The organism is Mycobacterium sp. NGS61, assembly GCF_059812325.1.
Genome location: NZ_JCALCL010000002.1, coordinates 291740 through 312285 on the forward strand (window position 1 = coordinate 291740; position 20546 = coordinate 312285).

The following is a 20546-nucleotide window of genomic DNA, read 5'->3' on the forward strand; positions in this document are numbered from 1 at the left end:
CCCGCAGGCGATCCCCAGTTGGCGGTGAGTCGTGCGTCGAGCTATCGAATGGTGCTGCGGTGCAACGTAATTGAGCAGGCAAACCCGACGAGCGCCGGAACTGTCCGCGGGGAATCCCGCTGGTAGTCTCGCGGCAACAGCAGTGGTGAAAGCCGCCAGTAGCACATGAACGGCAAAAGCTAACGCCTGCAGCGTAATCGAAGCGGAGCCACTCGGATCTCGGTATATCTCGCGCGACGATGAGCCAGGCCGGCGCGTCGAGGAGGTTCCCATGCACGAGCTCGTGATCGTCAGCGGCGACGACGCGCTGGCTACGACGGTCATCGACGAACTGGTACGCGCGGGTGCCAGCGTCGTGCGGCTCAGCGCTGCAGATCTGGCCGGTAAGCAGGTCAACGGTGAACTGGCCAGGGCCGGAATTGCGACGGCCACCGCCGTGGTCTGTGCAGGTGACGACGACGCGATCAATCTGGAAATCGCGCTGCTGGCCCGCCGGGCCAATCCCGACGTACGCGTGGTGGCCCGGCTGACCAACGACGTGCTGCGCGAAGCGGTGGCCGCCGACGAGGGGCCGAGCGCGATCTTCGACGTCGCGACCCTCACCGCACCCGCGGTCGTGGAAGCGTGCCTGGCGCGCACCACACATCCCCTGCAGGTGGCAGGTATCGACTTCGTTGTGTTCGGCGCCGACGCGACCCGCGACGCGACCATCCGCGACATCTTCGGGCAGTTGGCGCCCGTCGCCGTCGTCCGCGGCGAGAACAGTTGCACCCCGGGCGATGTCGTGGCCTGCCCGGGCCGCGACTTGACGGTGCGTGCCGGCGACTGGATGTCGATGATCGGCACTCGGGACGATGCGGCCGCCTACGGCATCCGGGTGCCTCGGACCGAGACGACACGTACCCGCCCGTCGCGCCTACGGCGGTCGCTGGCGTCGCTGCGCGCTCTGCCCAGCGACGTCAACCCGGCGTTCTACCCGGTGATCGCGGCGCTGGTCTGCTTGATCGCCGGGTCGACGACGCTGTTGCACTTCTCCTACACCCATCCCGGAATGTCGTGGGTCGACGCGTTCTACTTCACCAACGAGACCATCACCACCACGGGCTACGGGGACTTCAGCTTCGCGCAGCAGCCCACCTGGTTGCGGATCTTCGCCGCCATGTTGATGTTGGGCGGCGTGACGACCACCGCGTTGCTGGTCGCGTTCGTCGCCGATGTGCTGCTGTCGCGCCGCTTCGTGATGGCGTCCGGGCGGCCGCGGGCCCGGCATCTGCGCAGCCACGTCATCGTCGTCGGGTTGAGCGGGCTCGGGATGCGGGTGGTCAGCGACCTCACCGCGGCCGGTCACGACGTCGCGGTGATCGAACGCGACCCCGGTAACCCGTATCTGTCGGCGATGAACGAACTCGACGTGCCCGTCATCTTCGGCGACGCCACCATGCCGAAGGTCCTGGCTGCGGCGCGTGCTGATCGCGCCCGTGCGGTGGCGGTGTTGACCCGCAGTGACATGATCAACATCGAGACCGGGATTGTGCTGCGCGGGTTGTTCGGCTCGCAGGGGGAGGGCGGGCGAAACCGCTGGGGCCGAGTACCTTTGGTGCTCCGCGTCTACGACCACGAGCTCGGGTCTGCGGTGGCGCAGCGTTTCGGTTTCGAAAACGTCAGATCCACCGTCGAAATGGCGGTGCCGTGGTTCGTCGGCGCAGCGATCGGCCTGCAGGTGCTGGGCACGTTCTCGGTCGGCAACCGGTCGTTTCTGGTCGGCGGAATGCACGTGCAGCCGGGCAGCGAACTCGACGGTCAGCAGATGTTCGAGATGTCGAACCAGATCCGCGTCATTGCGATCACCCGGGACGACGCAGCGGCGCAACTGTTGCCGCGCCGCGACGCCCGGCTCATCGCCGGCGACACCGTGTACCTGGTGGGGCCCTACCGGGAACTGCTGGCCACCCTGCGCAAGGGGCAACCCGATCGAGTCGCTGCCGCGGCGCGACCGGCGACCCGTGCCGAGATGGCCGGGGTGCGCAGTCTGCGATGACGGTCGGGCGCGGGCCTAGAGTGGGTGCATGCCGTTAGAAGGTGAATACGAACCCAGCCCCTGGGATTGGTCCCGCGAGCAGGCCGACAAGATCGCCGAATCCGGCGGAACCGAAGGCACCGAACTCAAGGGCATGAAAGTCGTCCTGCTGACCACGGTCGGCGCCAAGACCGGCAAGCTGCGCAAGACTCCGCTGATGCGCGTCGAGCACGACGGCGAGTACGCGATCGTCGCCTCGCTCGGCGGCGCCCCGAAGAACCCGGTTTGGTACTACAACGTCAAGAAGAACCCCCGGGTCGAGTTGCAGGACGGCACCGTCACGCGCGACTACGACGCCCGCGAGGTTTTCGACGACGAGAAGGCCGTCTGGTGGGAGCGTGCCGTCGCGGCGTACCCGGACTACGCGGACTACCAGACCAAGACCGACCGCCAGATTCCGGTGTTTGTGCTCACCCCGGTGAACTGAGCTGGCGTTGCCGTGGCATGGCACCATTGACCGGTGTCCGCCGAACTGAGCAGGAGCCTGTCTGACCCCACCGGTCTGCCGCTGTGTGCGGCCGACATCGACGGCGCGGCCAAGCGGATCGCGCCGGTGGTCACACCCACTCCGTTGCAGCTCAGCGACCGGCTGTCCCAGATCACCGGCGCCACGGTCTTTCTCAAACGCGAAGACCTGCAGGTGGTCCGCTCGTACAAGCTGCGTGGGGCCTACAACCTGCTGGTGCAGCTGTCCGAGGAGGAGCTGGCCGCCGGCGTGGTGTGCTCGTCGGCCGGGAATCACGCCCAGGGCTTTGCCTTCGCCTGCCGGTCGCTGGGGGTGCACGGCCGCGTCTACGTACCCGCCAAGACGCCCAAGCAGAAGCGCGACCGGATCCTCTATCACGGCGGCGAGTTCATCGAGCTGATCGTCGGCGGGTCCACCTACGACCTGGCCGCCGAGGCCGCCCGCCTGGACGTGGCCCGCACCGGCGCCACCCTGGTGCCGCCGTACGACGATCTGCGCACCATGGCCGGCCAGGGCACCATCGCCGTCGAGATCCTGGACGCGCTGGGAGTTGAACCCGACCTGGTGGTGGTTCCGGTGGGCGGCGGCGGCTGCATCGCCGGCATCACCACCTACCTCGCCGAACGCACCACCACCACGTCGGTGCTGGGGATCGAGCCGGCCGGTGCCGCTGCGATGATGGCTGCGCTGGCCGCGGGTGCGCCGGTCACGCTGGATGCCGTCGATCAGTTCGTTGACGGCGCTGCGGTGGCGCGCGCGGGCGCCCTGCCGTATGCGGCTTTGGCGGCGGCCGGCGACATGGTGTCGATCACCACCGTCGACGAAGGCGCAGTGTGCACCGCGATGCTCAACCTGTATCAGAACGAAGGCATCATCGCCGAGCCCGCGGGCGCCTTGTCGGTGGCCGGCCTGCTGGAGGCCGACGTCCCGGCCGGCTCGACGGTGGTGTGCCTGATCTCCGGCGGCAACAACGACGTCTCCCGATACGGTGAGGTGCTGGAGCGTTCGCTGGTCCATCTCGGTCTCAAGCACTACTTCCTGGTCGACTTCCCGCAGGAACCCGGGGCGCTGCGGCGGTTCCTCGACCAGGTGCTCGGCCCAGGTGACGACATCACCCTGTTCGAGTACGTCAAACGCAACAACCGCGAGACGGGTGAGGCGTTGGTCGGCATCCAGCTGGGATCGGCCGCGGATCTGGATGGTCTGCTGGCGCGCATCCGCGACACCGAGATGCACGTGGAAACGCTGCTGCCCGGTTCACCGGCTTTCCGCTACCTGGTGCACTGAGGCCGTTCCGGCGAGTCCGCGGGCGTGACGATCAGTCCGCGGGTGTGACGACGCCGCGGACCACGGCGACGCACAGATCGGCGCAGATCGTCGCCAAACCGTCGGTGCTCTCGACCGGCTCGCGCAGCCAGGCATCGATGATCTGATTGACGCCGCCGACCATGAACTGGGCGCCGCGGCGCAATTGGTCAGGCGGGGGCGGCTGCGTGGCGAGCACCCGCGGAGCCTGCTCGATGACCGAATCGGTGATCATCTCCAGGATGCTGGTGCGGTGTTCGGCCAGCCCGGCGACGGTGCTCACGTCGCCGGTGGCGATGCGGTGGATGTGCGGGTCGGCGGCGATGATGTCGAGGAAGGCCTGCAGCGCGGACCGCAGTTTGTCCGTCAAGGTGCCGGGATTGGCCACGCCGGCCAGGAGCAGCGCATCGAGGAGCTGATCGCGCACGTCGTCGGACACGGCGAACAGCAGTGCCTCCCGGTTGCTGAACTGCTCGTAGAAGTAGCGGGGGATGAGGCCGGCCGCGGTACACACGCCGCGCACGGTCACCTCCGCGACTCCCGATTCACCCCAGATCTGCCGGCCTGCTGCCAGCAGTTTGCGACGGCGTTCGGCGCGACGGTCGTCGGCGCTGATCCCGCCGTAGTCGCGAACCACCCCCGCGCGCTTCATTGACAGCACCTTACCCGCGCTCTACATTCGGATCACAGCCGTTATCCAAAACTCGGTTTCCCTCAGGAGGGGCGAAATGACTGCCCAGACGCCCATTCCCACCCGCCACCCCGACCGGCCCCGAAGTGTCCCCGCGGCCGTTCGGTTGTTGGCGATGGCGCTGGGAGTGCGGGGGCCGTCGCCGCAGCAATGGCGCCATCTCGGTGAACGGCTGACCGTCGGTGACCCGCCGATGGACCGCTTGGTCGATTGGATGGCGTCGACGGATCTGACGCACGGGCGCTCGTTGTTCGAACGTGCCCTCACCGAGGGCATCGCGAATGTGCCGCAAGCACCGGAACCGTTGCGCGACTTCTTTTTTCAGGTAGAGGCGACACCGGACTGGGTCGACTGGGAAGTGATGCGCCGTGGGCAGCGCGCGCTGCGCCGAGGCGGCGCCGACGGCATGTACATCGCGCGCGACGTCTCGCTGCTCGGCGGGTACCAGTTCTCGGGATTCAATAAGACTCTGGTGCGCACCGGCGCGCTGGAGAAAGGCTCGAACCGGCGCTTCGCCGAGACGATGCGCTGGGCCATCGATGTCATCGACGACGGGGAAATGGTCCCGCACGGTGTCGGCTACTGTTCGACGCTTCGGGTCCGGTTGATCCACGCCCTGGTTCGTCGACACGTGGCGGCGATGCCGGACTGGCGAGCAGCGGACTGGGGATTGCCGGTCAACCAGACCGATATGGCCGCCACGCTGGTGGGCGCCCTGATCGCCCCGACTGCCGGTGCCCTCGGCATGGGCATTCTGCAGACGCCGGGTGACCTCGACGCGATCGCGCATCTGACCCGCTACGCCGGCTGGCTGATCGGGGTCGACGACGACTGGCTGCCAAGGAATTTTCGCGATGGGATCCGGGTGCTCTTCCACACCCTGACGGCGCTCTCCGATCCCGACGAGTCCACCAAACAGCTCGCGGTCCCGATGGTCGATGACCCGCTGACCTGGCACTATCGCACGCTGCCGGGCCTGCGCCGCCGCTTGGCCTGGGCCCAACACCTGTCGCTGACGAGCGGGTTCCTGGGGCCGCGCGCCATGCGCGCGCTGGGTTTGCCGGTGTACATGCCGCCGTGGTTCCCGCTGTTGCGGCTGCCGGTCAATCTGGTCCGCAGTGTCCTCGCCCTGACCCGGCCGGACGGCCTCGACCGTGCGGCCGCCCGCGGCCAGCGCGAGCAGGAAGCGTTGTTGCGCACCATCATCGGTGACGGCGGGGTCACCATCGGCGGAGCCGCCGCGCACCTGACGGCCGGGGTCAGGGCCGCAGATACGGCGGCAGTGGGGTAGCCGGATCGAGTTCGGCGGCCGGTACCGGTGTTCCGGTGGCCAGGCACAGTGGTATCACCCCGGCCCAGTGCGGCAGGACCAGATCTTCCGGCTCGTCGGCCACTCCGCCGGCGCGCACTTTGGCCGACACGTCGACCAGGTCGAGGGCCAGCACCGCGGTGGCGGCGAGTTCACGCGCGTTCGGGGGCCGGCAGTCCGCGGCCCTGCCGTGTCGGATGTGGTCCAGCAGTGCGGTCAGGGCGTGTGCTTTCTCTGTCGGGTCGTGCACCAGGCGTGCGGTGCCCATCGCCACCACCGAGCGGTAGTTCAGCGAGTGGTGCATCGCCGACCGGGCCAGCACCAGCCCGTCGACCACGGTGGCGGTGACGCAGACGCCGATCCCGGCCGTGCGGGCGGCCAGCATGGGACCGGCACCGGATGACCCGTGCAGGTAGAGGGTCTGTCCGACCCGCGCGTGGGTGGTCGGCAGCACCACCGGACGGCCGTCGGTGACGTAGCCCAGGTGGCAGATCAGCGACTCGTCCAGGATGCGGTGCACGGTCTCGTGGTCGTAGCGGGCCCGATCCCGGTACCGGCTGGGAGTTGTGTGCGGAGCAGGTTGATATGCGGTGGCCATCGGCTTGCCTTTAATGTTGTACTAGTACATAATGATTAACGTGCCAGTACGATACAACATATCCGGAACCGGCGCCGACTCGATTGCCGCAAGCGTCGAAGAGGGCATCTCGCAAGGCGCCCTGGCCCCCGGCGACACCTTGCCGTCGATCCGGGAAGTCGCGACCCAGTTGGGCGTGAACCCCAACACCGTGGCCGCCGCCTACCGGCTGCTGCGCGATCGCGGCGCGATCGAGACCGCGGGGCGGCGCGGCACCCGGGTGCGGCACCGTCCCGCGACCACCTCCCGTTCGTTGCTCGGCATCGAGGTTCCCGACGGCGCGCGCGACCTGTCCAGCGGCAACCCCAGTCCCAAGCTGCTGCCGATCGCCGCGGCCCAGCTGGCCCCGCCGCCGGGTGCACCGGTGTTGTACGGGAAGCCGGCCATGTCGAGCGCGTTGCTCGATCACGCCCGCGCCGACCTGTCCGCCGATGGTGTCAGCGCCGAGCACCTCGCGGTCACCAGCGGTGCGCTGGACGGCATCGAGCGGGCGCTGACCGCTCATCTGCGCCCGGGCGACCGGGTTGCCGTCGAGGATCCGGGGTGGGCCAACTTGCTCGATCTGATTGCAGCTCTTGGTCTTTCGGCCGAGCCGGTGCAGGTCGACGACGACGGGCCACTGGTGCTGAGCATGGCGCGCGCGCTGCGCCGCGGGGTGCAGGCGGTCATCGTCACCCCCCGTGCGCAGAACCCGACCGGGGCGGCGCTGTCCAAGGAGCGTGCCGCCGCACTGCGCCGGTTGCTGGCGGGCAAGACCAGCGACGTGCTGGTGATCGAGGACGACCATTGCGCCGGCATCTCCGGTGCCCGGTTGCACCCGCTGGCCGGTGCGACGCGCCGCTGGGCGTTCGTGCGGTCGACGTCGAAGGCGTACGGGCCGGACCTGCGCCTGGCGGTCATGGCGGGGGACCGCCGCACCGTCGAACGGGTGCATGGGCGGCTTCGGCTGGGGCCGGGCTGGGTCAGTCATCTGCTGCAGGACCTGGCCGTGCGCATGTGGCTGGACGAGGAGGTGACGGACCTGGTGATCGCCGCCGGGGACCGGTACGCCAACAACCGCAACGCCTTGTGCGACGCCCTGGCCGAGCGCGGCGTAGCCGCGCAGGGGCGATCGGGGCTCAATGTCTGGGTGCCGGTTCCGGACGAGACGGCGGCCATCACCCGGCTACTCAGTGCAGGCTGGGCGGCGGCTGCGGGCACCCGGTTCCGGATCGACGCGCCGCCGGGGATGCGCGTCACCATCGCCGAGCTGAGCCATGACGACATCGAGCCGCTGGCGGATGCCATCGCCGATGCGGTCCAGGGCACCGGGCGACCCAGCGTGTGACCGATCAAGTGAGCAGCAACCACACGAATACGAACGCGTAAACAGCGAATTGGGCCGCCGACAGCGTGATGCCGGCGATGGCGAACCGGCGCCCGGTGCGGTCGCTTACGTCGGTCTCATACAGCGCGTTCACCCCGAAGGGGATCGTCACCAGCCAGCACGGAATGAATAGGAAGAAGTACTGCAGAACGCCGAAGGCCAGGCTGAGGATGGCCAGGTTGCTGGTCTTGCACCGCTTGCTTGAGCGGGTCTCGAACGTGGCGGTGGCCGGTTGCGGGGCGATCGTCGTCATGCCAATAGCGTCGGGCACCGCGCTTGGTAGATCCTTGGCGGTTTCGCACCGTCGCGGGCAACGCGTGCGGTGCATTGGGGCCGATGGGGGCGACCGTCGACGGTGGTCGGTGGTCGGCTCACTGTCCCCACGCGCCCCAGCCGTCACCGCGCCGGGAATGGGCTCGGCTTCGCCCAGCTCCGAGCGACAATCCCACCTCACAGCGACGATGCGCCGTCGTGGCCTGACTGCGGGACCATCCGCACAACCGCGACCGGCACACTTTCGGACGCGAATTGTCGCTGGTAGGTGAGAAAGTCGCGATGAGGTGGGCAAAGATGTGTTGCCCGCGAAAATCCGCTGCGGCGGGCGGGCAGAGTCATGCCCAGATGCCCTGCTTGTAGCCGCAGTTCCATACTTCGGTGATCCGGCCGTCGACGACCCGGAAGATTTCGATGCTCCCGATGTCCACCGCGGTGCCATCCTTCAATGTCATCGGGGATTGGTAGACCACCGCGACGTGTTCGCCGTCGTCACCGGCGATCACCAGGTTCAGGTCAAAGCGAATGGTCTCGAACATCGCCCAGTGTTCGACGATTCGGTTGACCGCCTGCTCGTGAGTGAGGGTGGTCGCCTCACCCACGTCGTGGCGAATCACCGTGGCGCCCATCAGCTCTTCGGCCAGCGCGAAGTCACGCTGATTCCACACGACCAAGTTGTACAGCTCGACTACCTCGCGCGCGGTGCGGGTGTTCATGGACAGCGCAGCACTGCCACCGAATGACCGGGTAGCCGGGTCGCGTCGGTGCCGACGTCAGGCGTGTCCCAGGCCAACACTGGTTCGCCCGTCACCGGCACGCTCACCGGCCCGGCACTGAGGTTACAGGCGATGGCCAACTGGTTGCGGCGCAGCACGATCCACTGCTGTTCTTCGTCGTAGTCGGTGACGAGATGATCGAGCTGCGCGTCGGACAGATCGGCCTCGTTGTGCCGCAACGCAATCAGCTCTCGATAGAAATCCAGCAGCCGTGCGTGCTGCTCGGAGGTGACTTCGGCCCAATCCAACTTCGAGCGCAGGAACGTCTGCCGATCCTGCGGATCGGGGATGTCGTCGGCGTCCCAGCCGTGTTCGGCGAACTCCGCCTTGCGGCCGTCGCGGGTGGCCTGCGCGAGCTCGGGTTCGGGGTGCGAACTGAAAAATTGGAACGGAGTCGACGCTCCCCACTCCTCACCCATGAAAAGCATTGCCGTGTACGGCGACCCGAGCACCAAAGCGGCCTTGACGGCGAGTTGCCCCGCGGTCAGGTTCTGCGAGGGACGGTCGCCCAGCGCACGGTTGCCCACCTGATCGTGGGTGCAGGTGTAGGCCAACAGTCGGGTTGCCGGCACCCGGGCGGGATCGAGCGGACGGCCGTGCCGGCGGCGACGGAAAGACGAATACGTGCCGGCGTGGAAGAAGCCGTGGCGCAGGGTCTGCGCCAGCGTGGCCACCGCACCGAAGTCCGCGTAGTAGCCCTGCCGTTCCCCGGATACCGAGGTGTGGATGGCGTGGTGGACGTCGTCGGCCCACTGTGCCGTGATCCCGTAACCACCCTGATCGCGCGGAGTGATCAACCGCGGGTCGTTGAGGTCGCTTTCGGCGATCAGTGCCAGCGGACGCCCCAATTGCTGTGACAGCCAATCAGTTTCGGTGGCGAGCTCCTCCAGGATATGCAGCGCGGTGGTGTCCACCAGTGCATGCACCGCATCCAGCCGCAACCCGTCGGCGTGGAAGTCGCGCATCCAACGCAGCGCACAGCCGATGATGTAGCGGCGCACCTCGTCGGAGTCGGCGTCGGCGATGTTGATGCCCTCACCCCAGGGGTTACTGCCCGACGACAGGTACGGGCCGAACCGCGGCAGGTAATTACCGGACGGCCCGAGGTGGTTGAACACCGCGTCGATCAGCACCCCCACGCCCCGCGCGTGACAGGCGTCGACCAGCCGGACCAACCCGTCGGGCCCCCCGTAGGGTTCGTGCACGCTGTACCACAGGACGCCGTCATAACCCCAACCATGGGTTCCGGCAAAGGAATTCACTGGCATCACCTCGACGAAGTCCACGCCGAGATCGACCAGGTAGTCCAGCTTGTCCACCGCCGAGTCGAAGGTGCCACCGTCGGTGAAAGTGCCGATGTGCAGCTCGTAGATCACCGCACCCTCGACCCGTTTGCCGGCCCAGTCGCTGTCCGTCCAGACCGCCGTCGCCGGATCCCACAACTGGGAGCGTTCGTGTACCCCGTCGGGCTGGCGTGGTGAGCGCGGATCGGGCAGCACGGTGGGGTCGTCGTCGAGTAGGAAGCCGTAGCGCGCTTCCGGTGGCGCGGCTACGTCGGCGTGCCACCATCCGTCGTCGGAACGGGCCATGTCGTGCACGGCACCGTCGACGTCAAGTCGCACCTGCTCGGGAATGGGCGCCCAGACCCGGAATTCAGCCACGGTCACGCTCCAGCAGGACGACCGGCAGGTCCGCGAACAGTTCACCGGCCGACGTCGGACCGCTGGCCATGGCGCCGGTCAGCCGATCGGTCCAGGAACCGTCGGGCAGCGGCAGGACCGTGTCACCCCAGCCGGTGTCGGCCAGCCGCACCGTCCAGCGGGTCACCGCAACCAGAATGTCGGGGCCACGGCGAAACGCCACCACGTGGTCGCCGGCCTGACCGACCGGCAGCACCGGTACGTAGTCACCGTCCACAAAGCAATCCGGCCGCGTGCGCCGCATCCGGAGCGCGGTGGTGACAACCCGAATCTTGGGATGTTGCAACTCTTTCAACGCAGCACGGCGGGCCGTGTAATCGACCTCGCGACGATTGTCCGGATCCACCAGGCTGTCGTCCCACAATTCGGTGCCCTGGTAGATGTCGGGTATGCCGGGCACGGTGAGCGCCAACAGCTTCTGGCCCAGCGCGTCGCTGGCGGCGTGCGGATTGAGCTGGACCACCAGTTCGGTCAGCGCGCCGGCCACCGGACCGTCCAGGACGGTGTCCACCCACCGGTGCACGGCGTCTTCGAATTCGGTGTCCGGATCGTTCCACGTCGTATGCCACGCTGCTTCGCGGATCGCTTTTTCGGCGTAGCCGTGCAGCCGGTCGCGAAGTTCGTCGGTCACCTCGCCGGTCACCGGCCACACCCCGAAGATGTTCTGCCACAGGAACTGTCCAGTCGCCGGCTCGGGCGACGGGGCCTGGACCTCCCAGCGTCGGACGAACTCCGTCCACAGCGAGGGCACCTGGGACAGCACGCCGATCCGGGCCCGGACATCCTCGCCTCGTTTGGTGTCGTGGGTGGTGAGCGTGGTCATGGCGCGTGGCCACAGCCGAGCGCGGGTCGCGGCGCTCTGGTGGAATTCGCCGGCGCCGACGCCGAATCGGTGCGGCTCGCCGCCGACTTCGTTCAGCGACACCAGCCGCGCATCGCGGTAGAACAGACAGTCTTCGACCGCCTTGGCGGTGACCGCGCCACACAACTGCTGCAGCCGGGTGGCGGCCTCACCGCCGTCGGCGAGTGCGGCGGCCAGCACCTGCAGCGCCGGGCCGAACTCCGGTCGCCCGGCTTGGGTTTCGGCCAGCGCGGTGGGCAGCAGAGCGGCCAGCCCGCGGTAGTCGCACCGGTAGACGTCGATATGGGTCAGCAGCGCCGCCACCGCGTCGGACAGCAGCGGATCGTCCGCCCCCGCGGTCGCCACGATGCTACGCCGCAACCGGGCCAGTTCACTGGCCAGCGTGTCGGTGGCGGCCCGGATTTTGAGGTCGGCCAACATCTGGGGCATGTCGGCGTAGGACATCCCGGCGGATTCGACGAGCGCGGTGAGCGCCGGGGCACCGGTGGGGTCGACGAACACACCGCCCACTTCCCGCAGCACGTCATATCCGGTGGTGCCGGCCACCGGCAGGGTCGGCTCCAGCGCCTCGTCGACCCCCAGGATCTTCTCGATCACGATCCACGCCTCGGGCCCTACCAGCGTGCGCAGCCACGCCAAATATCCTGCCGGATCGGCCAACCCGTCGGGGTGGTCGATCCGTACCCCGTCCACGAGTCCGTCCCGGAACCAGCGAGCCACCTCGGCGTGGCTGGCGTCGAATACCGTCTGATCCTCCTGGCGCAACCCGGCCAGCGAGGTAATCGAGAAGAAGCGGCGGTAGCCGACGACGCCGCGCCGCCAGCCCACCAGGCGGTAGTGCTGCCGGTCGTGCACGTCCGGCCCGGCGCCGTCGCCGGTGCCGGGGGCGATCGGCAGCGCCAGGTCGCCCAGCCGCAGCAGATCGCCGTCGACACTCAAGTCGGCGACGTCGTCGTCGGAACCCAACAGCGGCAGCACAATTCGGCCGGCATCGTCCAGCGACCAGTCGATGTCGAAGTAGGAGCTGTACGGCGAATCTTTCCCGTGCCGCAACACATCCCACCACCAGTCGTTCTGCTGCGGATCGTCGATGCCGACATGGTTGGGCACAACGTCGACGATCAGTCCCATGTTGCGTGAGCGCGCCGCCGCGGCCAGCCGGGCCAGGCCCTCCGGCCCGCCCAGCTCCGCGGACACCGTCGTGGGATCGGTGACGTCATAGCCGTGCGAGGAACCGGTGGCTGCGGTCAGGATGGGGGACAGGTACAGGTGTGACACCCCGAGTTCGTCGAGGTAGTCCAACAGGTCCTCGGCGTCGGCCAGGGTGAACGCAAAACCGCTGGATTCGCCGCGCAACTGCAACCGATACGTTGCCGAAATTGGAAAAGGCATGCGTCACAACGTCTTACGCAGCACGAACATGGATCGTCCGGGGGCTACCAGCTCTTCGCCATCTCGGAACACCCGCTCGGACGCGCCGGTAGGACAGGTCGTGTCGAGTTCCACGATCCACTCTCGGGCATATTCTTCGCGGGGCATTACGAAGGTCACCTCTTCGTGATAAGCGTTGAAGCACAACAGAAATGAGTCGTCGACCACCCGTTCGCCACGACGGTTGGGTTCGGCCAGCGCCTGACCGTCCAGAAACACCGCGATCGATTTACCGAAGTCGTTGTCCCAGTCCTGGGCGGTCATCTCCTGCCCGGACGGCGTCAGCCAGTTGATGTCGTGCACTCCGGTACCGCTGCGGATCGGCTGTCCCTTCAGAAAGCGTCGGCGCCGAAACACCGGGTGTCTCTTGCGCAGCGTCGTCGCTTTGCGGGCGAACGCCAGCTGGTCGGCGTTGTGTTCCACCAATGACCAGTCCATCCAGGACAATTCGGAGTCCTGGCAGTACACATTGTTGTTTCCCCATTGGGTTCGACCGATCTCGTCGCCGTGCGAGATCATCGGCGTACCCTGGCTGACCATCAGCGTTGCCCAGAAGTTGCGCATTTGACGACACCGCAACTCGGTGATCTCCGGGTCGTCGGTAGGGCCTTCCACGCCGCAATTCCAGGACCGGTTGTGGCTTTCACCGTCGCGGTTGTCTTCGCCGTTGGCGGCGTTGTGTTTCTCGTTGTACGACACCAGATCATGCATCGTGAAGCCGTCGTGCGCGGTGACGAAATTGATGCTGGCCGAAGGGCGCCGCCCCGTCGCCTCGTACAGGTCCGACGAACCCGTTAGCCGGGAAGCGAACTCACCCAGGGTTGCGGGTTCGCCCCGCCAATAGTCGCGCACAGTGTCGCGGTATTTCCCGTTCCACTCGGTCCACAAACCTGGGAAATTGCCGACCTGGTAACCGCCTTCACCGACATCCCACGGCTCGGCGATCAACTTGACCTGGCTGACCACCGGGTCCTGCTGTACCAGGTCGAAGAACGCCGACAACCGGTCGACGTCGTAGAACTCGCGGGCCAGCGTGGCCGCCAGGTCGAACCGGAAGCCGTCGACATGCATCTCGAGCACCCAGTAGCGCAGCGAGTCCATGATGAGCTGCAGGGTGTGCGGGTGGCGCATGTTGAGGCTGTTGCCGGTGCCGGTGAAGTCCTTGTAGTGCCGCAGATCTCCGTCGACCAGCCGGTAATAGGCGGCGTTGTCGATGCCTCGGAAGTTGATGGTCGGTCCGAGCTGGTTGCCTTCGGCGGTGTGGTTGTAGACGACGTCGAGGATGACTTCGATGCCGGCCTCGTGGAAGGCGCGCACCATCGACTTGAATTCGGCGACCGCGCCGCCCGGCTTGCGGGTCGCCGCGTACTGGTAGTGCGGGGCGAGAAAGCCGAATGTGTTATAGCCCCAGTAGTTTCGCAAACCGAGATCGACCAGCCGGTGATCGTGCAGGAACTGGTGCACCGGCATCAACTCGATGGCGGTGACGTTGAGCGACTTGAGATGCTCGATGATCACCGGGTGCGCCAGCCCGGCGTAGGTGCCGCGCAGTTCGGCGGGGACGCCGGGATGGGTTTGCGTCATGCCCTTGACGTGCGCCTCGTAGATGATGGTCTCGTGGTACGGCGTGCAGGGCGCGCGGTCCGATGCCCAGTCGAAGAACGGGTTGATCACCACACTGGTCATCGTGTGGCCGAGCGAGTCGACCATCGGCGGAATTCCGGTCTCCGACGGGTCCTGGGCCGCGACGGCCAGATCATAGGAGTACAGCGCCTGGCTGAAGGTGAAATCGCCGACGAACGCCTTGCCGTAGGGGTCGAGCAGCAGCTTGCTGGGATCGCAGCGATGGCCCGCCGCCGGATCGAACGGTCCGTGTACGCGAAATCCGTAGCGCTGCCCGGGTGTAACAGTCGGCAGATAACAATGCCAGAGGTAGCCGTCGACCTCGTCGAGTTCGATCCGGGTCTCGGTGCCGTCACGGGCGATCAGGCACAGTTCGACCCGGTCGGCAACTTCGGAGAACAACGAAAAGTTCGTGCCGGCACCGTCATACGTGGCGCCGAGCGGAAACGGCGCGCCGGGCCACACCATCTTCACCGACGGCGACTCGTCGGCGCCGTCAAACGCGAAGTCGGTCCCGGCCATCACTCGACCTTAACGGTGTCGGGGTCACACCGGACGGTATGCGGGAAGACCCCTCACCACCAGCCGGTGACCGCCGCGATCTGCCGGCCCAGCTCGGGCGCCAAAGTGCGCATGTACGTCGGGGTCAAGTGATGCGGATCACGGTAGATCAGCACGTTGCCCTCGACCGCTCGGCAGGTGTCCGGCTCGCATATCGCGTCGGACAGATCCAGAGGCTTCAACAGCGGGAACTGCCCGACGAAGTCCAGCGTGCTGTTGCGCTCGGAAAGCAACTCGGAGCGTTTGATCTCGCACGAGTGCGACCCGGTGGCCTTGGCCAGGCAGTCGGCCGGGTTGAACGGCTGTCCATCCTTGACCAGCCAGGGGGTGTCCCGCACGCCCAGGATCGGAATGTTGTTGTCGGACAACGTCTGCCAGATGCCGATGTAGGTGGCGGGCATCACGTCGCCGGACTTGATATTCCAGGGGCGCGTGGTGGTGGTGAACACGTAGTCGGGACGGTCGGCGACCAGCTTGGCCATCGTCGTCTCCACCCATTGGCGGCACTGCGGATACGGCGCGTTGTTGCCCATGATCAGTGGGACCTGCTCGGTGGACAGCGCGCAACCCATCTTCAGGTAGGTCACCACCCGGAAGTGGTGAATGCGGCCCAGCAGGTCAAGCGCGGTGAGCCAGTGTTCAGCGTGCGACCCGCCCGCCAGCGCGATGGTGCGGGGCGCGTCGGTGTCGCCGTAGGTGCAGTTCACCACCGCCGGGTTGACGAAATCGCTGATGCAGCCGTCGCGGGTGGAGGCGGGCAGGTCCTCCTTGACCTCCAGCACAGTGGGCCGCATCCGCAGACTGGGCACCCGGACGTGTTCGGTCAGGGCCCGGGCGCCGGGGTAGTCGGCGGCGCTGAGCCCGCTGAGTTCCTTGCCCGAGGCCCGCTCGACGACCAGGTGCTCGCGCCAGGTGAACGACGTGGCGGTCAGCGTCACGGCCAGCAGTGCCACGACCGATCCCAGCGCGATGGTCGGGCGGCGCAGTCGAACCTGCCAGGTGGCCTCGTGAGATGGCTGAGGAGATGCCCGGTAGCGCAACGGATCCTCGATGTGCCGGGAAGTCAGGTACGCCAGGACCCCGGACACCAGCAGCACGGCCAGGCCCTCGACGAAGTTGGCGTGCTTGTGGCCGGTGTAGGACAGCCAGAAGATGAGCAGCGGCCAGTGCCACAGGTACAGCGAGTAGGCCATCGCGCCCAGCGTCACCAGCGGCCGTGCCGCCAGCAGGCGGCTGGGCAGCGGCATCTTGCCGCCGGTGGCGGGATCGGCGGCCAGGTTGGCCCCGGCCAGGATCATCAGCATCGTGGCGCCGACCGGCACCAGCGCCCACGGGCCGGGAAATTCCTTGACACCGTCGATCAGGGCGCCGCAGGACAGAATCGCCGCCAGCGCCGCGGTGGCGACACCGGTGCGCAACCACATGGGCCAGCGCAGATAGGGCACCAGGGCGCCGACCAGCACGCCCAGCAACAGTTCCCACGCGCGGGCGAAGCTGTTGTAGTACGCGGTCGACTGGTTCGCCTGATGAGCGACGACGGCGAAGACGAACGACGCCACCGTCAGCGCGCTCAGCACCACCACGAACAAGGTCCGCAGATGTCTGCCCAGCGGGGCTCTGAACAGATAACCGCAACCGGCGATCAGAATCAGGAACGCGACGTAGAACTGGCCCTGCACCGACATGGACCAGATGTGCTGCAACGGGCTGACAGCCTCCCCGGCACGCAGATAGTCCGAGGCCGAATTGGCCAGCTCCCAGTTCTGGTAGTAGCCGAGGCTGGCCAGGCTCTGGTCGGCGAAGGTCTCCCACCGGGTCTGCGGCTGCACCAGCACAGTGAGCAGCGCACACGCGGCCAGCACGACGATCAGCGCCGGCAACAGCCGGCGCACCAGTCGGACGAACTCGGTCACCGGCGACAGCGACCCGCCCAGCCCGGCGCGCAGCACCTTGCCACCGAAGAAGAACCCGGACAGGGCCAGAAAGACGTCCACGCCGCCGGACACCCGGCCGAACCAGACGTGGAACACGGCAACCAGCGCGATGGCTATGCCGCGCAGACCGTCGAGATCGTGGCGGTAGAACCCCGACGAACGGGTGCCCATCGCGCCCGACGCCGGGTCGGCGGCCGGTGCGCTAGGCGGGGTCGAAGTCTGCATGATCACCGCTAACTTACCGAAAACCGCCACTTGCTCCTGCCGGAGCAAGTGGCGGTCGCCGGGAGCCTGCCGGGAGAGGGGAGGCTACCGGGCGGGCGCAGCCGGCACCAACTGCAAGGGCGGCGTCGGTACCGGCTGGCCAGGCACCTGCTGGGCGGGCAGCTGCTGCTGCGGAGCCTGCTGACCGGGCAGCTGTTGCACGGGGGCCTGCTGTAGCGGGGCCTGCTGCCCGGGTAACTGCTGGGCGGGGGCTTGTTGCAGTGGCGCCTGCTGCGCGGGAGCCTGCAGCAGTGGCGCTTGTTGGCCGGGCAGCTGCTGCACCGGGGCTTGCTGCAAGGGCGCCTGCTGCCCAGGCAGCTGCTGCACCGGCGCCTGCTGCCCAGGCAGCTGCTGGACCGGCGCCTGCTGCAGCGGTGCCTGCTGGGCGGGCAACTGCTGTTGCTGCAGCGGAGCCTGTTGCGCCGGAGACTGGGCCAGCGGCGCCTGCTGGACGGGTGCCTGTTGCGCGGGGGCCAACGGCGCCGGGGCCGTTTGCGCACCCAGAATCCGGACCAGGTAGGGCGCCATGCCGCTGCTGCGCACCGGGGAAACCTGGACAACGTCGCCGACCTCGAGCATCTGGCCGTTGCCCAGGTACATCGCGACGGCCTGGGTGCCCTCAGGGCCGTAGAAGATCAGGTCACCCTTGCGGGCCTGCTGCGGCGCGACCCTCTCGCCGACCCGGTACATCTGACCCGAGGACCGGGGCAACTTGAGCCCGGCACCGGCGTAGGCGTACTGCATCAGACCGGAGGCATCGAAGCCGACGGTGTTGATCCCGGAACCGGTGCCGCGGGTGGGCCCGGTGACACCGCCGCCGGCCCAGGAGAACGGCACGCCACGCTGCGAAAGACCGCGGGCGATCACCGTGTCGACGGCCTGCTGGGAATCGGCCGGCCTGGTATACGGATCAGCGGACGCGAGTCCTGCTGTGGTTGCCATCGGCGCTCCCAGCATCATCAGGCCGATCGCGAAGGCGTAAACGCGTTTCATCTCGTTGCCTCTTTTCTGGGGCCCGTTGGCCCCTCGGTGCCTCAGCGCGGTGACCGCGCGCATCCGCCGTCGTTCCCCGACGGACGCGATCCGGCCGCCACGTCGGGGCCGAGCGCCGCTGGATGACACTTGGTGCGGTGAACCAGTCGGTAAGCCCGTTGTATTCACACCAGTCACTACAGCCACTTTGACAACAGAGAAGAGTGTTGGCCAGGGAGCCGAAAGAGAATTTGTGAGAACGTGACCAGACGGTGACGGGACCGGCCAATCTCGTAATAGCCGTGAGGATTTCGCTGGCAGATGTGTTGCCGGGGCGTGATGTTGCCGTCGGGAACTCAGCGCCCGAAGGTGGCGCTGAAATCGGTCAGAGCCCGGCCCAGGACCGACGCCAGGCTGAGGACGCCGACCGCAACGATCGGCCAGAACGACATGAACCAGCCTTTCACCAGCGACACGAAGGGACCGACCAACGCCGCGGTACCGGCTGCGCCGATGCCACCCCACACCAGCGGGAAAATGTAGTAATTCACGCCGAACGGCACCGGCGGGCAGTCCTCGCCCTGGCAGACGTTGTCGGTGAAGGCGAACAGCCGCGTCGGCCAGGTGGTCATCGTGAGAGCGGCGATCAGCAACGCCAGCAGCACGAACATGGTGGCCACGTCCCAGGGGGCCAAGCGCAGCCGGATGACGCGGGGGCGTGATTCGTCGTACGACTGCGGCGCGTCGTCGCCCGTGTCGAGGGATTCATTCGGTGCAGCCACGCCAAGCATGCTTCCCGATGGCCGGGCATATCGCGACTCCACGCGGGGAGTCCGGTCACGTGTTGAGTGTGAATCAGGGCTTTGCCAGCGAGGTGACGGCGGAAAAATCGGACATTCTGCGCCCTGACTTCACTACCGAAGCCGTGGCCGCACACCAGACGAGAAACCCGGCGGGACTGCTGGACTACTGTCGATCTCCGTGGCAGCGGCCGATTTTCCCGGCCCGGGGTTGACTCCCGAGCAGATCAGCGCGATCGACGCAGCTCATCTGTGGCATCCCTACAGCACCATCGGCAGCGAAGCGATCCCGCCCGTCGTCGCCGTCGCCGCCCGCGGCGCCTGGCTGACGTTGATCCGGGACGGCCGCCCGATCGAGGTGCTCGATGCCATGAGTTCCTGGTGGACCGCGATACACGGCCACGGCCACCCGATGCTCGACACGGCCATGACCGCCCAGCTGCGCACGATGAACCACGTCATGTTCGGTGGCCTGACCCACGAACCGGCGGCCCGGCTGGCCCGGCTGCTGGTGCAGATCACCCCGCCGGGACTGGAAACGGTGTTCTTCAGCGATTCCGGTTCGGTGTCGGTCGAGGTCGCTGTGAAGATGGCGCTGCAGTACTGGCGCAGCCGAGGCCGGCCGGCCAAACACCGGCTGATGACCTGGCGCGGCGGCTACCACGGCGACACCTTTACCCCGATGAGCGTCTGCGACCCGGACGGCGGGATGCACTCGCTGTGGACCGACGTCCTGGCCGACCAGGTGTTCGCCCCGCAGGTGCCACGCGACTACGACGCCGCCTACAGCACAGCGTTTGAAGAGCAGCTCGTCGCGCACGCCGCCGAGCTGGCCGCGGTGATTGTCGAACCCCTGGTGCAAGGCGCCGGGGGTATGCGGTTTCATGATCCGCGTTACCTGGCAGACCTGCGCGACATCTGCACCCGTCACGACGTGCTGCTCATCTTCGACGAGATCGCCACCGGATTCGGCCGCACCGGCGCACTGTTCGCCGCCGACCACGCCGGTGTCAGCCCGGACATCATGTGCGTGGGCAAAGCCCTCACCGGCGGCTACCTCAGCCTGGCCGCGACACTGTGCACCACCGAAATCGCGCACACCATCAGCACCGGGTCGACGGGTGCACTGATGCACGGGCCCACCTTCATGGCCAATCCATTGGCCTGCGCGGTCTCGGTGGCCAGCGTCGAGCTGCTGCTCGCCCAGGACTGGCGGTCCCGAGTCAACGAGCTCGCCGTCGGCCTCACGGCCGGGTTGGAGCCGGCACGGGCGCTGCCCGGGGTGGTGGACGTGCGGGTGTGCGGCGGAATCGGAGTCATCGAGTGCGCCCGGTCCGTGGATCTGGCGGTGGCCACGCCGGCGGCGCTGCACTGCGGGGTGTGGCTGCGCCCGTTCCGCAACCTGGTCTATGCCATGCCGCCCTATATCTGCGGCCCCGCCGAGATCGAGCGAATCACCTCGGCGATGGTGCAGGTCGCGGGCCTCGTAGGCTGAACGC

The 20546-nt window shown here is 67.5% G+C and carries 15 protein-coding genes and 1 pseudogene; 6 read left to right on the forward strand and 10 right to left on the reverse strand.

Features of this window, described 5'->3' with window-relative positions:
- Positions 1 to 271: 271 nt before the first annotated feature.
- From AC5Y3Z_RS06020 to ilvA, 3 genes are read left to right on the forward strand one after another with little or no spacing between them, the layout of a single operon-like run.
- Positions 272 to 2038 (forward strand): NAD-binding protein, encoded by a 1767-nt coding sequence (locus AC5Y3Z_RS06020; RefSeq protein ID WP_473139648.1) that lies wholly within the window; start codon positions 272 to 274, stop codon positions 2036 to 2038.
- 28 nt (positions 2039 to 2066) lie between these two features.
- Positions 2067 to 2504 carry a nitroreductase family deazaflavin-dependent oxidoreductase gene (locus AC5Y3Z_RS06025; protein ID WP_463825164.1) on the forward strand — a complete coding sequence of 146 codons (438 nt, stop codon included), beginning with the start codon at positions 2067 to 2069 and terminating at the stop codon, positions 2502 to 2504.
- A gap of 33 nt (positions 2505 to 2537) precedes the next feature.
- Positions 2538 to 3830: a threonine ammonia-lyase IlvA gene (gene ilvA, locus AC5Y3Z_RS06030; RefSeq protein ID WP_473139649.1), complete on the forward strand. Its 1293-nt coding sequence runs from the start codon at positions 2538 to 2540 to the stop codon at positions 3828 to 3830.
- Positions 3831 to 3861: 31 nt separating this feature from the next.
- Here the strand turns inward: ilvA and AC5Y3Z_RS06035 are convergent, their stop codons facing one another.
- Positions 3862 to 4500, reverse strand: coding sequence for a TetR/AcrR family transcriptional regulator (locus AC5Y3Z_RS06035; RefSeq protein ID WP_463825166.1), 639 nt, complete (start codon positions 4498 to 4500; stop codon positions 3862 to 3864).
- A 76-nt stretch (positions 4501 to 4576) separates the two neighbouring features.
- On the opposite strand from AC5Y3Z_RS06035, the gene AC5Y3Z_RS06040 reads away from it, so the two are divergent.
- Complete coding sequence (locus AC5Y3Z_RS06040; RefSeq protein ID WP_473139650.1) at positions 4577 to 5830, forward strand: oxygenase MpaB family protein; 1254 nt, start codon at positions 4577 to 4579, stop codon at positions 5828 to 5830.
- On the opposite strand, the gene AC5Y3Z_RS06045 is transcribed toward AC5Y3Z_RS06040, so the two are convergent.
- Positions 5799 to 6446 (reverse strand): pyridoxamine 5'-phosphate oxidase family protein, encoded by a 648-nt coding sequence (locus tag AC5Y3Z_RS06045; protein ID WP_473139651.1) that lies wholly within the window; start codon positions 6444 to 6446, stop codon positions 5799 to 5801. The genes AC5Y3Z_RS06040 and AC5Y3Z_RS06045 overlap by 32 nt on opposite strands.
- Before the next feature lie 40 nt (positions 6447 to 6486).
- Between AC5Y3Z_RS06045 and AC5Y3Z_RS06050 the strand changes: the two genes are divergently transcribed.
- Positions 6487 to 7812 carry an aminotransferase class I/II-fold pyridoxal phosphate-dependent enzyme gene (locus tag AC5Y3Z_RS06050; RefSeq protein ID WP_463825169.1) on the forward strand — a complete coding sequence of 442 codons (1326 nt, stop codon included), beginning with the start codon at positions 6487 to 6489 and terminating at the stop codon, positions 7810 to 7812.
- Positions 7813 to 7816: 4 nt separating this feature from the next.
- Here the strand turns inward: AC5Y3Z_RS06050 and AC5Y3Z_RS06055 are convergent, their stop codons facing one another.
- The 8 genes and pseudogenes from AC5Y3Z_RS06055 to AC5Y3Z_RS06090 all read right to left on the reverse strand — a co-directional run bounded on the left by AC5Y3Z_RS06055 (position 7817) and on the right by AC5Y3Z_RS06090 (position 19038).
- Positions 7817 to 8104 (reverse strand): DUF4190 domain-containing protein, encoded by a 288-nt coding sequence (locus AC5Y3Z_RS06055; RefSeq protein WP_463825170.1) that lies wholly within the window; start codon positions 8102 to 8104, stop codon positions 7817 to 7819.
- A gap of 358 nt (positions 8105 to 8462) precedes the next feature.
- On the reverse strand, positions 8463 to 8840 hold the full coding sequence (locus tag AC5Y3Z_RS06060; protein WP_463825171.1) for a nuclear transport factor 2 family protein: 378 nt from the start codon (positions 8838 to 8840) through the stop codon (positions 8463 to 8465).
- Complete coding sequence (treZ, locus tag AC5Y3Z_RS06065) at positions 8837 to 10561, reverse strand: malto-oligosyltrehalose trehalohydrolase (RefSeq protein WP_473139652.1); 1725 nt, start codon at positions 10559 to 10561, stop codon at positions 8837 to 8839. Before treZ ends, AC5Y3Z_RS06060 begins: the two co-directional genes overlap by 4 nt.
- Complete coding sequence (gene treY / locus AC5Y3Z_RS06070) at positions 10554 to 12854, reverse strand: malto-oligosyltrehalose synthase (protein ID WP_473139653.1); 2301 nt, start codon at positions 12852 to 12854, stop codon at positions 10554 to 10556. The genes treZ and treY overlap by 8 nt, the downstream gene beginning before the upstream one ends.
- A 3-nt stretch (positions 12855 to 12857) precedes the next feature.
- Positions 12858 to 15038, reverse strand: a complete 2181-nt coding sequence (gene glgX, locus AC5Y3Z_RS06075; protein WP_463825174.1) for a glycogen debranching protein GlgX — start codon at positions 15036 to 15038, stop codon at positions 12858 to 12860.
- 53 nt (positions 15039 to 15091) lie between these two features.
- Positions 15092 to 17236 carry an acetyltransferase SucT gene (gene sucT, locus AC5Y3Z_RS06080; RefSeq protein WP_463825175.1) on the reverse strand — a complete coding sequence of 715 codons (2145 nt, stop codon included), beginning with the start codon at positions 17234 to 17236 and terminating at the stop codon, positions 15092 to 15094.
- Between the two features lie 351 nt (positions 17237 to 17587).
- Positions 17588 to 18268 (reverse strand): annotated as a pseudogene (ripD, locus tag AC5Y3Z_RS06085) (NlpC/P60 family peptidoglycan-binding protein RipD); the annotation flags it as partial.
- Positions 18269 to 18603: 335 nt separating this feature from the next.
- Positions 18604 to 19038, reverse strand: coding sequence for a hypothetical protein (locus tag AC5Y3Z_RS06090; RefSeq protein ID WP_463825177.1), 435 nt, complete (start codon positions 19036 to 19038; stop codon positions 18604 to 18606).
- A gap of 190 nt (positions 19039 to 19228) precedes the next feature.
- On the opposite strand from AC5Y3Z_RS06090, the gene AC5Y3Z_RS06095 reads away from it, so the two are divergent.
- Positions 19229 to 20542, forward strand: coding sequence for an adenosylmethionine--8-amino-7-oxononanoate transaminase (locus AC5Y3Z_RS06095; protein ID WP_463825178.1), 1314 nt, complete (start codon positions 19229 to 19231; stop codon positions 20540 to 20542).
- The last annotated feature ends 4 nt before the right edge of the window (positions 20543 to 20546 follow it).

Bases quoted from the DNA above. Each gene is read 5' to 3' on its own strand.
- AC5Y3Z_RS06020 (WP_473139648.1), top strand. From the start codon at position 272: ATGCACGAGCTCGTGATCGTCAGCGGCGACGACGCGCTGGCTACGACG.
- AC5Y3Z_RS06025 (WP_463825164.1), top strand. From the start codon at position 2,067: ATGCCGTTAGAAGGTGAATACGAACCCAGCCCCTGGGATTGGTCCCGC.
- AC5Y3Z_RS06035 (WP_463825166.1), bottom strand. From the start codon at position 4,500: ATGAAGCGCGCGGGGGTGGTTCGCGACTACGGCGGGATCAGCGCCGAC.
- AC5Y3Z_RS06040 (WP_473139650.1), top strand. From the start codon at position 4,577: ATGACTGCCCAGACGCCCATTCCCACCCGCCACCCCGACCGGCCCCGA.
- AC5Y3Z_RS06045 (WP_473139651.1), bottom strand. From the start codon at position 6,446: ATGGCCACCGCATATCAACCTGCTCCGCACACAACTCCCAGCCGGTAC.
- AC5Y3Z_RS06055 (WP_463825170.1), bottom strand. From the start codon at position 8,104: ATGACGACGATCGCCCCGCAACCGGCCACCGCCACGTTCGAGACCCGC.
- AC5Y3Z_RS06060 (WP_463825171.1), bottom strand. From the start codon at position 8,840: ATGAACACCCGCACCGCGCGCGAGGTAGTCGAGCTGTACAACTTGGTC.
- treY (WP_473139653.1), bottom strand. From the start codon at position 12,854: ATGCCTTTTCCAATTTCGGCAACGTATCGGTTGCAGTTGCGCGGCGAA.
- glgX (WP_463825174.1), bottom strand. From the start codon at position 15,038: ATGGCCGGGACCGACTTCGCGTTTGACGGCGCCGACGAGTCGCCGTCG.
- sucT (WP_463825175.1), bottom strand. From the start codon at position 17,236: ATGCAGACTTCGACCCCGCCTAGCGCACCGGCCGCCGACCCGGCGTCG.
- AC5Y3Z_RS06090 (WP_463825177.1), bottom strand. From the start codon at position 19,038: ATGCTTGGCGTGGCTGCACCGAATGAATCCCTCGACACGGGCGACGAC.